General features: G+C 72.8%; 13 protein-coding genes. 6 read left to right on the forward strand and 7 right to left on the reverse strand.

Features of this window, described 5'->3' with window-relative positions; all coding sequences use genetic code 11:
- The first annotated feature begins 148 nt into the window (after positions 1–148).
- Positions 149–631 carry a hypothetical protein gene (locus VIB11_RS14585; RefSeq protein ID WP_332032015.1) on the forward strand — a complete coding sequence of 161 codons (483 nt, stop codon included), beginning with the start codon at positions 149–151 and terminating at the stop codon, positions 629–631.
- Between the two features lie 41 nt (positions 632–672).
- On the opposite strand, the gene VIB11_RS14590 is transcribed toward VIB11_RS14585, so the two are convergent.
- Both VIB11_RS14590 and VIB11_RS14595 read right to left on the reverse strand, forming a co-directional pair.
- Positions 673–1422 carry a hypothetical protein gene (locus VIB11_RS14590; protein ID WP_332032016.1) on the reverse strand — a complete coding sequence of 250 codons (750 nt, stop codon included), beginning with the start codon at positions 1420–1422 and terminating at the stop codon, positions 673–675.
- 49 nt (positions 1423–1471) lie between these two features.
- The gene (locus VIB11_RS14595) at positions 1472–2257 is read right to left on the reverse strand and encodes a CPBP family intramembrane glutamic endopeptidase (protein WP_332032018.1); all 786 of its coding nucleotides are present in this window, start codon (positions 2255–2257) and stop codon (positions 1472–1474) included.
- A gap of 233 nt (positions 2258–2490) precedes the next feature.
- Here VIB11_RS14595 and VIB11_RS14600 point away from each other — a divergent pair, with 233 nt between their 5' ends.
- Positions 2491–3423 carry a sulfotransferase family 2 domain-containing protein gene (locus tag VIB11_RS14600; protein WP_332032020.1) on the forward strand — a complete coding sequence of 311 codons (933 nt, stop codon included), beginning with the start codon at positions 2491–2493 and terminating at the stop codon, positions 3421–3423.
- Positions 3424–3455: 32 nt separating this feature from the next.
- Here the strand turns inward: VIB11_RS14600 and VIB11_RS14605 are convergent, their stop codons facing one another.
- Positions 3456–4061: a GNAT family N-acetyltransferase gene (locus VIB11_RS14605; protein WP_332032022.1), complete on the reverse strand. Its 606-nt coding sequence runs from the start codon at positions 4059–4061 to the stop codon at positions 3456–3458.
- A 155-nt stretch (positions 4062–4216) separates the two neighbouring features.
- Here VIB11_RS14605 and VIB11_RS14610 point away from each other — a divergent pair, with 155 nt between their 5' ends.
- The 3 genes from VIB11_RS14610 (at position 4217) to VIB11_RS14620 (ending at position 8647) form a co-directional block, all read left to right on the forward strand.
- Positions 4217–6958, forward strand: coding sequence for an alpha/beta fold hydrolase (locus tag VIB11_RS14610; protein WP_332032024.1), 2742 nt, complete (start codon positions 4217–4219; stop codon positions 6956–6958).
- Positions 6955–7824, forward strand: coding sequence for an ABC transporter permease (locus tag VIB11_RS14615; RefSeq protein WP_332032026.1), 870 nt, complete (start codon positions 6955–6957; stop codon positions 7822–7824). Before VIB11_RS14610 ends, VIB11_RS14615 begins: the two co-directional genes overlap by 4 nt.
- A gap of 205 nt (positions 7825–8029) precedes the next feature.
- Positions 8030–8647 (forward strand): hypothetical protein, encoded by a 618-nt coding sequence (locus VIB11_RS14620; RefSeq protein WP_332032028.1) that lies wholly within the window; start codon positions 8030–8032, stop codon positions 8645–8647.
- 34 nt (positions 8648–8681) lie between these two features.
- On the opposite strand, the gene VIB11_RS14625 is transcribed toward VIB11_RS14620, so the two are convergent.
- Both VIB11_RS14625 and VIB11_RS14630 read right to left on the reverse strand, forming a co-directional pair.
- Positions 8682–9017, reverse strand: coding sequence for a carboxymuconolactone decarboxylase family protein (locus VIB11_RS14625; RefSeq protein ID WP_332032029.1), 336 nt, complete (start codon positions 9015–9017; stop codon positions 8682–8684).
- Between the two features lie 299 nt (positions 9018–9316).
- Positions 9317–9727, reverse strand: a complete 411-nt coding sequence (locus VIB11_RS14630) for a TIGR03668 family PPOX class F420-dependent oxidoreductase (protein WP_332032031.1) — start codon at positions 9725–9727, stop codon at positions 9317–9319.
- 76 nt (positions 9728–9803) lie between these two features.
- On the opposite strand from VIB11_RS14630, the gene VIB11_RS14635 reads away from it, so the two are divergent.
- The gene (locus tag VIB11_RS14635) at positions 9804–10430 is read left to right on the forward strand and encodes an ATP-binding protein (protein ID WP_332032032.1); all 627 of its coding nucleotides are present in this window, start codon (positions 9804–9806) and stop codon (positions 10428–10430) included.
- A gap of 27 nt (positions 10431–10457) precedes the next feature.
- On the opposite strand, the gene ppsA is transcribed toward VIB11_RS14635, so the two are convergent.
- The gene (ppsA, locus tag VIB11_RS14640; RefSeq protein ID WP_332032033.1) at positions 10458–12782 is read right to left on the reverse strand and encodes a phosphoenolpyruvate synthase; all 2325 of its coding nucleotides are present in this window, start codon (positions 12780–12782) and stop codon (positions 10458–10460) included.
- 66 nt (positions 12783–12848) lie between these two features.
- Positions 12849–14363 carry a M1 family metallopeptidase gene (locus VIB11_RS14645; protein WP_332032035.1) on the reverse strand — a complete coding sequence of 505 codons (1515 nt, stop codon included), beginning with the start codon at positions 14361–14363 and terminating at the stop codon, positions 12849–12851.
- Positions 14364–14482 lie beyond the last annotated feature (119 nt).

Genomic DNA, 14482 nt, shown 5'->3' on the forward strand with positions numbered 1-14482 from the left:
GCCCCGCGGCTCGCCACTGCCGGGGCTGACGCTGCGGAGGGGCCCTTCGCCTCTGACCTTCCTCGGCCGCACGTCGCGTCATGGAGACGTCAGAAAGTCAGCGCGGGCGGGTCCGCGAGACCCGTCGCACCGTCGCGAAGGACTCAGCATGAAGATCGAGTACTTGCACGCGTCGAAGTACGGCAACGGCGCCATGGTCGCCGAGGAGTTCAAGAAGCAGATGGCCGCCAAGGGGGTCATGGTGGTCGTCCACCACATCCGGGAGCTGCAGCCCAAGGAGCCGCCGTCGGCCGACCTGTACGTGTTCAGCTCGCCCGGCCGCCTGGGCAAGCCGATCGGTGGCATGCGCCGCTTCCTCAAGAAGGTGGCTCTGCCGTCCGGCACGAGGTACGCAATCCTGACCACCGAGGCGGCACCCAAGCCGGACAAGAACACCGGGAGGATGCCGACGGAGGAGGAGATCGCGAGGTGGCAGCATGTCATCCCCATCATGAACGAGATCCTCGAGGCGAAGGGGCTCGCGAAGGTCGCCGAGGACAAGGTCCTCGTGACCGGGCTCAAGGGACCGCTGGAGGACGGTTGGCGGACGAAGGTCGAGTCGTTCGCCGACCGCATCCCGGTCGCGCCGTGACGCGGGCCGGCTGCTGAGCGTGGTCTCCAACGGGTCTGCGGTCACCGCCCGCCGGAGAAGAGGTCTCGCACCCTGTCCCGGCGGGCGAGGGTGCGCTGGTGGCGCCTGGCGGCCCTGGCGGTCTTGGCCTGCGAGTAGAACCGGCGGGCCCAGAACGACGACGGGTGGGCGAGCCGGACGGCTCCCACGAGCGCCAGGAGGGGCACCGGCAGGCCGACGAGCCCCGTGGCGATCTTGCCCTTGAGCAGGCACACGATCGTGTAGGCGATGTGGCAGACGATGGCAACCGCCGTGCCCCACACCCCCGTCGTCGCCACCGTCTCCTGGTCGACCCCGATGGGGGAGGACCCCACCAGGAGCACGAGGCCCACCACGGCCGCCAGCATCACGGCGTCGATCGACTTGCGGCCCTCCTCGGACCAGTACACGTCCTCGAGGTGCAGCCAGAGGGCGAACTCGTCGAGGGCCAGGGCGGCCCCGGCGCCGAACAGCGCCGCGAGGACGTCCACCCACGGCGACTCGGGCTGGAAGCGGAACTCCAGGACGCCGGTGAGCAGGACCAGGAGGATCCCCCAGACCTGGTGGTGGATGTGGACGCCACCGATGTGCACGTCCTTGAGCGGTGAGGACCCCGCGTCTGCGCCGCTCACCGACCGGGCACGGATCCGCAACGTGACCCAGCGCGTGACCGCGTACGTCACGACGAAGCCGACGAGCAGCCACAGCGCCGCCGAGCGGCCGGTCTCGACGAGGGTGGTCTGGTACCAGTCGTCCATCGCCGCCGCGCTCAAGCTCCCCGGTGTGCCCGGCGCCGGGACCGCCGGCCGCCGGCCGGCCCCGTCACGCGGCGACCCGCGTCGTCGAGGAGCCTGAGGGCGCCGCCCGCCTGGCGCGCAGGATCACCACCACCGAGACCAGCGCGAGCACGATCGTCAGGTAGTTCAGGATGCCACCGACCGCGGTCAGGGTCGTCGCCTCGGCGCCCGACCCGGTGAACGACAGGCTCGCGAAGTCCCAGAACGCGTGCACCAGCATCGCCGCGACCAGCGCCCCGGTGGCCATCCGCGTCACGTACAGGGCCGAGCCGAAAAGGAAGGCGGAGACCACCTGCTGCATGGTGTCCAGCGCCGACTGGCCGAAGAAGAGGTTCACGGCGTGGATCAGGCCGAACAGGAACGAGGTCCAGAACCAGGACAGCGCCTCGGAGACGCTGCCGCGGAATCCGACGAGCAGCAGCCCTCGCGTCAGGAGCTCCTCCGAGAAGCCGACCAGCAGCGTGCCGACCGCCAGCACGGCGAGGTGGCCGGCGCTGAGGACGGAGAGCTCAGCCGAGACGAGGGTGAGCGACGCGGTGACGACCATGAGGGCAGGTACGACCAGCGTCCACCTCGGCGCGACGCGCTCCCGTTCGCGCAGGGCCGGCTGCCACCAGCCCAGCCATGAGGCGTAGCCGGCCAGGAAGACGGTGCCGGCGCCGACGGGGACGACGATTCCCCTGAGGACGTTCTCCGTGGTGCTCGAGATGGTCGTGTAGTCGACGCCGAGGAGCCCCCAGGCCGTGACGACGAGCACCGCGTAGACGACGACCGCGACGACTCCGACGTGGAAGCGGGGTTGGACGCGCATGGCTGCTCCAGGGGCGACGGGCGGTCGGCAGGTGCGTGCACCCCCTTGGCGCAGTATCACCGCAGCGGGCTGGCCGGTACAAGGACGCGAGCGGCGCCGGCCGGGCCGGAGGTGGGGACGCGACCGATGACGGCCACCTCGGGGACGCCCGCGCGACACCGGGCGGACACCTCGCGGCGCCAGCGTGTGCGCCAGTCGAGGCGAGTCCACAGCCACTCCCGGGAGGACCAACGATGCCGGAAACGCCGGAATTCACCCAGTGGGTGCGCAGCTACAACGGCCTGGCGTTCCTGCACCCCGGGTGGCGCCTGCTCTACGTGTCGATCCCCAAGGCTGCCGGGACGTCGCTGAACGTGGCGCTGACCCGCACGGCCGGCGTCCCGTTCCCCGGCCGCTTCGTCGAGTCGCTGGGCGAGGAGTCGCTGGTCAGCCAGACCATCTGGGACGGGGAGGCGGGTGGCCGGCCCATGGTCGACTCGCTCGGCGACGCGGACTACGAGCGGCTGATGCGTGCGGGCCTGCGCCACGTCTTCACCGTTGTGCGCCACCCGGTCGAGCGGCTCCTGACGACGTGGTCGAGCAAGTACCTCGTGCGAGCGCCCTACTACCGGGCCAGGCTGGGTCTCCCGGACCCGGGGCTGCGTCGCTTCGACGACGTCGAGCAGGTGCTTGCGGATCTGGACCAGCTGGTCGAGCACCTGAGCGCGGACCCTTCGCTGGTCCACCGGGACGTGCACCTGGTGTCCCAGTACGAGCTGCTCCGGCGGGACCTCAGCCGGTTCGACCACGTCGGCCGCACCGACCGGCTGGGCGAGACGATCGACTGGTTGGGAGGCCGCCTCGCCTCGGAGGGCGTCCAGCTGCACGAGGTCGGGCACGACAACGACTCGCCCGTCGACGTCGACCTCACGATGGTGAGCCCCCGGACCGTGAGTCGGATCCACGACCTGTACGCGGCAGACTTCGACTTCCTGGGCTTCGACCGGGACGCTGTCACCCTGACCGCGAACCTCGCGGATACGCTGCTGCCCGTGCTCAACCGCGAGATCGAGCACAACGTCCGGGCCGAGGTGCTGCACGCCGCGGCCACGAGGCCGAGCACGCCCAGTGGCGGCAGGCCGGCGCTCGCCGGGGTGGCCACGAGGCTCCGCCTGCTGCAGCGCTAGCCGTCCCGGGACCCGGGAGCGCCGGCGGCGGGTCAGAAGTCGACCCGCATCACGACTCGTCGCACGGTCGGACGGCTGACCACCCTGAGGCCGGCATCGGCGAACACGCCCTCGGTGCCGACGTGCAGCTCTTCGAGGAGCACGTCCGTCGTGGTGATCGGGTAGCCCTCGAGCGCGCGGGCGCCGCGTTCCCGGGCGAAGTCCACCGCGGCGCGCGCGAGCGCCCGGCTGACGCCGCGCCGGCGGAATCCCGCCCGCGTGAAGAGACAGGTCACCGCCCACACGCTCTCGTCACCCTTGTCCTCCGAGCGTCCCTCCCAGGGGACGCGGCAGTTGCGCAGCAGGCCCTCGTAGGCGGCGCGCGGCTCGACAGCGCACCAGCCGACGGGCTCGCCGTCGAGGTACGCGACGAGGCCGCTGGTCGTGCCCGACCCCGGGGAACCGCTGTCGGTCTGCTGTCGCAACCGGTCGGCACGGTCCTCGACGGGAAACGAGGCGAACGACTCCCGCCGCCGCAGCTTGTACCGCTGGCACTGGCACCTCGACCCCGGGCCGCGCGTGCCGAGGACGGTCTGCAGGTCCTCCCAGCGCGCCTCGTTGGCAGGCAGGACCGAGATCGCCGGCTCCACGCTCGTCATGCCCGGGATTCTGCCGTCCGACGGCTCCGCCCGCAGGCCTCACGCCCCACGACGACGCCGCGGGACCGCCTGGTGGCTCAGCGGAGTCTCAGGTGGAGCTGAGACGCTGACCACCCCTGCCCTGCGCCCACCCGCGCCGCACCCCCGGAGCGCCCATGGCCCGACCTGCTCTGCGCCGCCGGCTCGTGACCGGTGCCGTCCTGGCGGGGCTGGTCGGCGGTCTCGCCGGCTGGCGGATCGCGGACAACCGCAGCGCCGACTACCGCATCGAGGACCGGCTCGTCGACAGCCGCACCCCGGCCGGCACGGTCTCCCTCGACACCCGGCTCTACCTCCCGGACGGCGTGAGCGCCTCGTCGCCCGCCCCGGCGGTCCTGCTGGCCCATGGCTTCGGCGGCACGAAGCTGTCGGTGCGGGGCGACGCGGCCGACCTCGCAGATCGGGGCTATGTCGTCCTGACCTACAGCGCCAGAGGGTTCGGGAGGAGCACGGGGCTCATCGGCCTCAACGCGCTCGACGGGGAGGTCGCGGACGCCCGCAACCTCATCACCTTCCTGGGTGGCCGGCCTGAGGTCGCGCGGGACGGCGCCGGCGACCCGCGGGTCGGCATCGCGGGGGAGTCGTACGGAGGGGCGCTGGCGCTGATGGCAGCGGGCACCGACCGGAGGGTGGACGCGATCGTCCCGCAGATCACGTGGAACCGGCTCTCCCGCGTGTTCTTCCCGAACGGGGCAGGTGTGCCCCAGGGCGGCGGCCCCGCCTCCCCGGCGGACAGCGACGCCTCGCCCGGGGCCTTCAAGCGCGAGTGGGCCGGCATCTTCTTCGGCGTCGGGAAGGACCTCGACCCCGGCGGCCTGCCCGGGGTCGGGAGCATCACCGGTCTCGGGGCTCTCAACGGGGCTCAGAACGGGGCTCCGGACGGGGCTCAGAACGGGCGACCCCGGGGGTCGGGGACGCCCGGAGCGACTGCCGGGGAGGGCTCCTCCGGCAGCGAGGAGGCGCTGGTGTGCGGCCGGTTCGCCCGTGACATCTGCCGCGTCTACACCGCGGCCGCCGCGACCGGGACCCTGGACGAAGCCGCCCGCAGGCGCCTTGACGCCTCCAGTCCCTGGAGCGTGGCCGGGGCCGTCACCGCACCGACGTTCCTGGTCCAGGGGGAGGAGGACACGCTCTTCCCACTCTCCGAGGCAGACGTGACGGCGCGCCAGATCCGCGGGCGCGGCACCCCGGTGGCGGTGCGCTGGACCGCCGGCGGGCACGACGCCGGTGGCACGACGGAGAGTGACGCCGCGGCTGCGGACCTGCGCGAGGACATCGCGGCATGGTTCGACCACCACCTGCGTCGCAACGGCCCCGATCCGTCCAGCTCGCCGGCGGCTTTCGCGTTCGACCAGCAGACCGGCCTGTCGAGCACCCGCTCGCGGGCGACGACCCGCACCCGGACGGCCGCGTCCTACCCCCTCGGCGACGAGGTGTCGACGGCGCGGGTCGCACTCAGCGGCCCTGAGCAGCCCGTCGTCCGCCCGGCCGGGGGTGCGCCCGCCTCGCTCTCCAGCCTGCCCGGTGTGGGCTCTGCCCTGGGCTCCCTCGCCTTCGACCCGCCCGGGCAGGCCGCGCTGTTCTCCACGGCCCCGCTGGACGGGCCCGTCGACGTCGTGGGGAGCGCCACCGTCTCCTTCACGATCGCCGGGACGGCGAGGGGCGCGGTCCTCTTCGCCAAGGTGTACGACGTCCCGCCGGACGGGAGGCCACGGCTTCCGCACGGGCAGGTCGTTCCCTTCTCCGTGCCGGCCTCCGCCGACGCGACGACCGTCGACGTGGTGCTCCCCGCCCTGGCCCACCGGTTCGAGACGGGCCACCGCATGGTCGTGGCCGTGGCCACCACCGACCGCGCGTACGCCTCGCCCTCCTTCCAGCAGGTCGTGCGGGTCGCCCTCGCCGACGGCGGGCTCACCGTGCGGCAGGTGCCCTCCGAGGCCTCCGGCTCGGACACCTCCCCCTGGCTCTGGCTCGCCCTGGCCGTCGCCGGTCTCGCGGCCCTGGCTGCCCTCGCCGTGGCCGTCTGGAGCCGGCTCGGCCTGCGCCGCACCATCGCCGACACGGACCCGTCGCTGGTGGATGTGCCGGTCGCCGTGGACGGGCTGGCCAAGGAGTACGCCGACGGGTTCGTGGCGGTACGGTCCGCGGACCTGCGCGTCGAGCGAGACCAGGTGGTCGGCCTGCTCGGCCCCAACGGGGCCGGCAAGACGACCACGTTGCGCATGCTCATGGGCCTGATCCGGCCGACGCAGGGCACGATCCGGGTGTTCGGGCACGCGGTCACCCCGGGCGCGCCGGTGCTGAGCCGGATGGGGTGTTTCGTCGAGGGGGTCGGGTTCCTACCGCACCTGTCGGGCCGCGCCAACCTCACGCTGTACTGGGCCTCGACCGGCCGTCCCGAGGCGGACGCGAGGCTCGAGGAGGTGCTGCGGATCGCCGGGCTCGGCGACGCGATCGAGCGCCCTGTCCGCACCTACAGCCAGGGCATGAGGCAGCGCCTCGCCATCGCGCAGGCGATGCTCGGCCTGCCCGAGCTGCTCGTGCTCGACGAGCCGACGAACGGGCTCGACCCGCCGCAGATCGCCGAGATGCGCGAGGTGCTGCGCGGTTACGCGGTGGCGGGTCGCTCGGTGCTGCTCTCCAGCCACCAGCTCGCCGAGGTGGAGCAGACCTGCAGCCACGTCGTGGTCATGGACCGCGGCACGGTGATCGCCTCGGGGACGGTGGCGCAGGTCTCGGCCGCGGTGCCGGAGAGCTCGCGGCACCGGCTCGAGGACGCCTTCCTGGCCATGATCGGCACAGGCACAGGCACAGGCACCGGCACTGGCATGAGCACCGGCACCGGGGTGCGGTCATGACCGCGCGGGCCGACCAGCTGGCGGCCGAGGGCGCCGCCGCTGGGTTCGACCCCGGCCGTACCCTGCGCTTCTGGGTGGAGGTGCGGCGCCAGCTGCGGCGGCGCCGGACCGTGGGCATCTTCGCCGTCATGCTCGCCCTTCCGCTGCTCCTGGTGCTGGCCTTCGCGGTGGGTGACGAGCCCGACGGGCGTCGCGGCGTCAGCCTCATCGACGTGGCGACCAACGGCTCCCTGAACTTCGTGCTGTTCGTGCTGTTCGTCAGCACCGGCTTCCTGCTGGTCGTGGTCTTCGCGCTGTTCTTCGGCGACACGGTGGCCAGCGAGGCCGGCTGGGGCACGCTGCGCTACCTGCTCGCCATCCCGGTGCCGCGACCGCGGCTGCTCGCCCGCAAGCTCCTCGTCGCGCTGTTCCTGTCCGCGGCAGCGCTGGTCACGCTGGTGCTCATGTCCATGGCGGTGGGCGCGGTCTTCTACGGCTGGTCGCCGGTCACGACGCCGGTCGGCTTCCAGCTCGAGCCCGGCGAGGCGCTGGCGCGACTCGCCGGCATCACGGCATACCTCGTCGTCGGCATGACCATGGTGGGCTCGCTCGCGTTCATGCTCTCGGTGCGCACGGACGCGCCGCTCGCGGCGGTCGGGGGCACGGTGCTCATCGTCATCGTGTCGAGCATCCTGGACCAGATCGACGCCCTCGGCGCCGTCCGCGACTGGCTGCCGACGCGCTACACCATGGCCTGGGTGGGGATGCTCCAGGACCCGCCCGACACCGCCGACATGCTGCGCGGCGTGCTGTTCGCCCTCGGGTATGCCGTGGTGTTCCTGGTGCTCGCGTTCCACCACTTCCAGCGCAAGGACGTGGTGTCGTAGCGGGCTGTCCGGCGCGGCCCCGCTCGCCGGGGACCCGGACCGGCCTGGCACCGAAGGCGTAGTCCGGGACCGGTCGCCGAGGTGCCGGCCCTCCGCCGGCTGGGGGAGGCGCCGCCGGCGGCGGCGCGTGGATGCTGTGCACAGGCTGCCCGCCCGAGCCGGTGAACCCTTCGAACCGGCGGGCCCGACCGGAGGAGCGCCACGGATGACCTCGCAACGCGATCCCGCCACCTCCCTGGACGGGTGCGAGCGGATCCTCGTCCTGGGGCGGACCGGGTCGGGGAAGACGACGCTGGCCCGCGAGCTGGCAGCCGCCGTCGGCGCGCCGCACGTGGAGCTCGACTCGCTGTACTTCGCGGCCGACCTGAGCACGGTGCCGCTGTCCGTGCTGCGCGAGAGGACGTCTGCAGCGATCGCGGGGGACCGCTGGGTCACCGACGGCAACAAGAGCGCGGTGCGCGACCTGGTCTGGCCACGGGCGGACACGGTCCTCTGGCTCGACTACCGCGTGGTGGTCTCCTGGTGGAGGCTTGCGAAGCGCGCCGTCCGGCGGACCTCCACCCTCACCGCGCAGGCCGCGGGGACGGGCGGGAGGGCAGGACTGCCCAGGCAGCTGCTCCGGGCCGCGACAGGGGTGCTGACGGCTCTCCGGTCCCACGCGGGCCAGCGTCGTGAGTACCCCAGGATGTTCGCCGAGCCGCAGAACCAGCACCTGGCCGTGGTGCGGCTCCGGTCGCCCCGCGCGACGCGCCGATGGCTGGGCCGCGTCGCAGGCCCAGCCCCACGCAGCACGACGACGGGCCAGCAGCCCGGGCCGGCCTGAACGACCCGCCGCGAGGTGGGGCACCGGCGTCGACTCACTCCTCGGGTGAGGGAGCCCTCCCGGCCACCACCTCGTCGATCCACTTCAGCCCCGCCATCGCGGTCGGGAACCCGCAGGTCGTGATCGCCTGGAGTGCCACCCCACGGAGCTCGTCCGAGGTGATGCCGTGGTCGAGGCTCTTGCGGACGTTGGAGCGCACGGCGCCGTCGGCCTCCGCCCCCAGGGCGAGGGCGAACTTGAGCAGGTGGGTCGTGCGCTCGTCGAAGGGCGTGCTGTCACGCACCGTGCGGGAGAGCTCGCCCTGGGCGGCGGCGACCGCCGCGTACCGCTCCCTGAAGTCGCGGTAGACCTCCGGCAGGTACTCGCCCATGTGAGCTGCCCTCTCTGTCGACGGGATGCCGACAAGGCTACTGCGGGAACCACGGACTAGTCCTCGTGCGACGCGGGCACCGGGCCCTTTCCCTGACCTCCGTGGTGACTAGTCCCGCGGCCGTCCACAGGGGAGGTTGTGGACATCCGCGGGGCCGCACGGTCGATGTGGGTAACTCCTCCGACCGCGCCCGGGAGGATGGCCCGCGGCGGTGCGCGGGCGCGTCGGGGTGACTAGCCGGGGGCGCGCCACGGGAGGGGGAGGCTAGTCAGTCCGGGCCATCGGCCGATGGGCTCTGCTCAGCCGGCGCTCCAGGACCTCCACGTGTCGACGGCGATGCGGATGAGGGGGCCGGTGGGCGGGTCCGCCCGGTACTGGGGGTACTTGGCCACCAGGGAGGAGAGGGCGGCGGTGGCATCGGTCCCGGCCAGCTCGACGACGGACGCGTGGCCGTCGGCGCGCACCCACCAGAGCCGGGACCAGTCGTCGTCGTAGTGGTCGGCCAGCAGGCTCACCCTCGGGTGTGCCTCGATGTTCGCGAGCCGGTGAAGTGACCGCGTCGTCTTCGGCTTCTGGTCGACGGCCGTCCAGACGGTGTCCCCGACGAGGACGAAGGCGACCGGCACGAGGTGTGGACGCCCGGCTGCGGTGACGGTGGCCAGCCGGGCCACCGGGGCTGCCGCGAACCGCTCCCTGGCCCAGGACTGCACACCGCCACCGTATGCCGCGCCGGCGGCCCCCGCTGTCGGGCCCGGGCCGGGGCGCGCCTCTGAGTATCGTTGCGAGGTGACGGTTCCCTGCCCCTGCACCAGAGTCCACGCCCCCCGACGGATCGTGGTCACGGGCGGGCCGGGGGCGGGGAAGACCGCGCTGCTCGAGCTGGTCCGCCAGTCGACGTGTCACCACGTGCGGATCCTGGCCGAGTCGGCAGGTGTGGTCTTCGGTGGAGGGTTCCCCCGTGAGGACGACCCGGTGTGCCGCCAGTCGGCCCAGCGGGCGATCGACCATGTGCAGTGCGAGCTGGAGGTCATCGCCGACACCCACCACCCGGCCATCGTGCTGTGCGACCGGGGAACCGTCGACGGGGTGGCGTACTGGCCGGGTCCGCCGGCCGGGTTCTGGTCCTCCCTCGGCACCGAGGCCCGCCGCGAGCTCGCCCGGTATGACGCGGTGATCCACCTGCGCACGCCGCCTCCGGGGGAGGGCTACGACCACAGCAACCCGCTGCGCACGGAGTCGCCCTCTGCCGCAGCCGAGGTCGACGCCCGCATCCTGGAGGCGTGGGCCGACCACCCCCGCCGGTTCGTCGTCGAGCCCTCCCACAGGTTCCTCGACAAGGCGGCGCGCGCGATCGAGATCCTGCACGCCGAGCTGCCCGCGTGCTGCTCCCACGGACCTGCGCTGGGCGCCTGACCGGCCTGTGCCCGGTGCCCGGCGGGCTCAGCCGTGCCGAGCGTGCTCGAGCAGCATCCGCCGCTCGGCTCGGGCGATCGCGGCGCGTGCCCGCGGCACGGCATCGGGGTTGACCGAGATCGAGGTGATGCCCTGGCGCACCAGGAACTCGGCGAACTCCGGCCGGTTCGACGGCGCCTGCCCGCACAGGGACGAGGTGAGGCCCGCGTCGGAGCAGGCGGAAATGATGCGCCGGATGGCGTCGAGCACGGCGGCGTCGGACTCGTCGAAGAGCTCGGCGCAGATCTCGGAGTCGCGGTCGACACCCAGCACGAGCTGGGTGAGGTCGTTCGACCCGATGGAGACGCCGTCGATGCCCATGGCGGCGTACTCGGGGATGCGGTAGACGACGGAGGGCACCTCGGCCATGACCCAGCGGTGCATCCCGCGCTGCCGGCCGAGCGGGTGGGCGTCGATCGCCTCGAGGCAGGCCTCGAGCTCCCACCGGGTGCGCACGAAGGGGATCATGAGGTGCAGGTTGGGCGACTCCTCACGCACCCTCGCCAGGACGTCGAGATCGAGCGCGAAGATCTCGGGGTCCCGGACGTACCGGTAGCAGCCGCGGTAGCCGATCATCGGGTTGGCCTCGACCGGCTCGTGCTCCGCGCCGCCGGTCAGCCCCCGGAACTCGTTGGTGCGGAAGTCCACCGCCCGGTAGACGACAGGGCGTGGCGCGAAGGCCTGCGCGATGCGACGCACCGAGGCGGCCATGCGGTCGACGAACTCGGCGCGCCTGCCGGTGGCGAGCAGGTGCTTCGGGTGCTCGCCGGCCAGCGCGTCGGTGATCATGAACTCGGCCCGGAGCAGGCCGACCCCGTCGACAGACATGGCCGCCACCTCCTCGGCGTGGTCGGCGATCGCCAGGTTGACGTAGAGCAGGGTTGCCGTCGTCTCTGCCGGGGGAGCGGAGGCCGGAGCCGCGGCGCCCGACACCACCGTGGGGACGGCGTCGACGGCAGGTGCCGCCACCCCGGCCCCGGGTCGAACGGTGCCCTTCGCGCCGTCGACCGTCACGACCTCACCGTCGCGCAGGACGGTGGTGGCGGTGCGGGTACCGACGATCGTGGGCAGGTGGAGCTCGCGACCCACGATCGCGGCATGACACGTGACACCACCGCCGTCGGTGACCAGGGCGGCGGCGCGACGCATCGTCGGGACCCAGTCCGGGTTGGTCATCGTTGCCACCAGCACCTCGCCCCGCAGCAGCCGGGCGCCGTCCGCCGGGCTGCGCAGGATGCGTACCGGGCCGGTGGCGATGCCCGGCGCGGCGCCCAGGCCGCTCACCAGCACCCCGCCCTGGCGGTCCTCCTCGGGTGACGCGGGCCCCGTCTCCAGGGTGGTGATCGGCCGGGACTGCACGATCCACACGCGTCCGTCCGAGATGGCGAACTCGGCGTCCTGGGGGACGCCGTAGTGGCGCTCGATCTCCAGGCCCATCCGGGCCAGGTCCACGAGGGTGGTGTCGTCCAGGACCCGCTGGTGCTGCCGCGACGTGGGCACGGGCAGTCGCTGGTCGTGGCCGTCCGGGCCGCGGACGACCTGCTCGGACTTGGTGCCGATGTGGACGTGCGTGACGCGCGGTCCGTCCTTGGACACCACGTAGGTGTCGGGCTCGACCTGCCCGCCGACCACGACCTCGCCGAGGCCGAACGAGGCCTCGATCACGAGGGTGCCCCGGTCGCCGGAGGCGGGGTCGGCGGTGAACATCACGCCCGACGCGTCGGAGTCGACCATCTGCTGCACCACCACGGCGATCGCCGGCTCGGCCGTCAGGGCCTGCGAGGCGCGGTAGGCGACCACCCGGGCGCTCCACAGGGAGGCCCAGCAGTCGACGATGCGCTCGACGAGCTCGTCACCGCCCCGCACGTTCGTGAAGGTCTCGTTCATCCCTGCGAAGGACGTCGACGCCGTGTCCTCGGCGGTCGCGGACGAGCGCACGGCCACGGGCGTCCCGTCGCCCATCCGCGCGTAGGCGTCGAGGACCGCCCGCCGCAGCACTGGCGGCATACCGGCGGTGTGGACGAGCGCCTGGAGCTCGCGCACCGCGCGGGTGAGGCCGTCGGGGGAGTCGACGTCGGCGCCCTCGACCGACCGCAGCAGTGCTGCGCGGACCCCGCCGGTCTCCATGGCGTCGAGATAGGCCTGCGCGGTGACCACGAAACCCGGTGGAACGGGCAGGCCCGCCGCGGTCAGCTCACCCAGGTTGGCGCCCTTGCCGCCCACGCGGGACACGTCGGCTCGCGACAGGGTGTCGAACCACGCGACCAGGTCCGACCGGGCCGCCACCGCGGTGGGAACGCCGGGCTCGCTCATGGCTCCAGCGTCGCCACCCCTCGAGGCGGCAGCCAAGGGCCGTAGGTCCCAGACGCGGCAGGTGGGTCAGGGGGTCGGGGGCTTGCTGGGGGTCCGCAGCCAGGTGTCGAAGAAGGCGTCGAGGCTCTCGCCGGAGACCTTCTCGCACACCGCCTCGAAGTCCTCCGTGGTCGCCGTGCTGTCGTCGTAACGCTGGAGCCACCGGCGGGCGCTGGCGAAGAAGGCCCTGTCGCCGATCTCGAGCCTCAGGGCGTGGAGCGTGGCCGCGCCGCGGTCGTACACGGGCGCGACGAACAGTCCCAGCGGGCCCGGGTCGGCGACGACGACGGTCCAGAACGGGTCGTCGGCGGGGATGGCCATGACCTCCTCGAAGCTCGCCTGCGCCGACCGGCCGCCGCTCTCCTCGGCCCACAGCCACTCGGCGTACGACGCCCAGCCCTCGTTGAGCCAGATGCCCCGCCAGAGCTCCGGGCTCACCGCGTTGCCCAGCCACTGATGGGCCAGCTCGTGCGCGACCGTCGACTCGCTGGCCACTCGGGAGTACACGGGGCGGGTCTGTGTCTCGAGGGCGTACCCGACACTGTCGTCGTCGACGATCGCGCCGAAGGAGTTGAACGGGTAGCGGGTGAAGGTGTCCTCGAAGAAGGCGATCATGTCGGCCTGTCTGGCCAGGCTGGCGCTCGTGGTGGCGGCGTTGGCGGCCGTCAGGTCCTTGTCGACGGCGTTGACCACGGCCAGGCCGCGGTCCGTCTTCGAGGTGTGGAGCGTGAAGTCGCCGACCGACGCCGTCGTCAGGTAGCTGGCCTGCTGGTCCGGGGCCTTCCAGAACCACGTGGTCCAGCCGTCCTTGGTGACGGGCTTCCGGCGCGGCAGCCCGTTGGCCACGGCGACCTTTCCCTCGGGCACCGTGATCTCGAAGCCGTAGGTGGCCTTGTCGGTGGGGTGGTCACTGACGGGGTACCACGTCATGGCCCCCTCGGGCTCGTTGACCACCATGGCGCCGTCGCGGGTGGTCACCCAGCCGTAGAGCGCGCCCTCGATGTCCGTCGGCCGGGTCGTGTCGCCGCCGTAGGTGACGACCACCCGTGCGCGCTCTCCCTTCGTCAGCCGTGGCCGGGGCTGGATCGTCAGCTCCCACTGGCGTTGCGCGTCGTTCTGGACCCGCCAGTAGGCAGCGCCCTCGACCTGCTCGCCGGGGCTCGGTGGGTCGACCTCCTCCGCGGACCTCCCGTTCACCTCGACCTCGTGCACGTCCAGTCCCCGCAGGTCCAGGTTGAAGCGGTCGAGGTTCTGGGTGGCTGTCAGGTCGATCGTGGCCACGCCGCTCAGCCGGCCGACGAGGGGAGCCGGCTCAGGTGCGGGCGGCTGGTAGGTCAGGTCGAGGTCGTAGTGCCTCACGTCGTAGCCGCCGTTGCCGGCGAAGGGGAAGTACGGATCTCCGGCACCGGAGTCGCCCGGCGTCGCTGCCTCCCCCCTCGGCTCGGCCGCAAGGGCGGCGACGGGCGTCGCGCCGGGAACGGCCACTGCTGCAGCCGCCAGGGCTGCCAGCACGGCTCCGGTGGTCCGTGTACGAGCACTCATTGGTGCCCCCTTAGCGTGGTCCCCACCACAAGCACTTCCAGAAGGCCGGGCCCCGATGCGGGATGACACGAGGTCCTGCAGTCACACGCCGACCAGTCGAGGCTAGCAGCGGGGAAAGG

This window comes from Pedococcus sp., assembly GCF_036554925.1.
Taxonomy (GTDB): Bacteria; Actinomycetota; Actinomycetes; order Actinomycetales; family Dermatophilaceae; genus Pedococcus_A.

Bases quoted from the DNA above. Each gene is read 5' to 3' on its own strand.
- VIB11_RS14585 (WP_332032015.1), top strand. From the start codon at position 149: ATGAAGATCGAGTACTTGCACGCGTCGAAGTACGGCAACGGCGCCATG.
- VIB11_RS14595 (WP_332032018.1), bottom strand. From the start codon at position 2,257: ATGCGCGTCCAACCCCGCTTCCACGTCGGAGTCGTCGCGGTCGTCGTC.
- VIB11_RS14600 (WP_332032020.1), top strand. From the start codon at position 2,491: ATGCCGGAAACGCCGGAATTCACCCAGTGGGTGCGCAGCTACAACGGC.
- VIB11_RS14605 (WP_332032022.1), bottom strand. From the start codon at position 4,061: ATGACGAGCGTGGAGCCGGCGATCTCGGTCCTGCCTGCCAACGAGGCG.
- VIB11_RS14610 (WP_332032024.1), top strand. From the start codon at position 4,217: ATGGCCCGACCTGCTCTGCGCCGCCGGCTCGTGACCGGTGCCGTCCTG.
- VIB11_RS14615 (WP_332032026.1), top strand. From the start codon at position 6,955: ATGACCGCGCGGGCCGACCAGCTGGCGGCCGAGGGCGCCGCCGCTGGG.
- VIB11_RS14620 (WP_332032028.1), top strand. From the start codon at position 8,030: ATGACCTCGCAACGCGATCCCGCCACCTCCCTGGACGGGTGCGAGCGG.
- VIB11_RS14625 (WP_332032029.1), bottom strand. From the start codon at position 9,017: ATGGGCGAGTACCTGCCGGAGGTCTACCGCGACTTCAGGGAGCGGTAC.
- ppsA (WP_332032033.1), bottom strand. From the start codon at position 12,782: ATGAGCGAGCCCGGCGTTCCCACCGCGGTGGCGGCCCGGTCGGACCTG.
- VIB11_RS14645 (WP_332032035.1), bottom strand. From the start codon at position 14,363: ATGAGTGCTCGTACACGGACCACCGGAGCCGTGCTGGCAGCCCTGGCG.